Source organism: Paenibacillus sp. TSM33 (genome assembly GCF_056099025.1).
The window spans coordinates 1-252 of sequence record NZ_JBLZXB010000082.1; the positions used below are offsets into that span (position 1 = coordinate 1).

General features: G+C 52.0%; 1 rRNA gene. It reads right to left on the reverse strand.

Annotation, left to right across the window (positions count from 1 at the left end):
* Positions 1–5: 5 nt before the first annotated feature.
* A 5S ribosomal RNA gene (rrf, locus tag ACN6NF_RS25985) occupies positions 6–122 on the reverse strand.
* Between the last annotated feature and the right edge of the window lie 130 nt (positions 123–252).

A 252-nucleotide genomic window follows, 5' to 3' on the forward strand; every position in this document is an offset into this window, starting at 1 on the left:
GTTGCGCTTGGCGGCGTCCTACTCTCCCAGGACCCTGCGGTCCAAGTACCATCGGCGCTGGAGGGCTTAACGGTCGTGTTCGGGATGGGTACGTGTGGAACCCCTCCGCTATCGCCACCAAACGCTTGAGAGTTTGAACTCTCAAAACTGAGCAACGAGTGAGTAACAGGCCTAAACCTGAGTTTTGAAGCTTATGCTTCATATTTGAATGTTTCCATCGCAGGAAACGATTCTCCATAGAAAGGAGGTGAT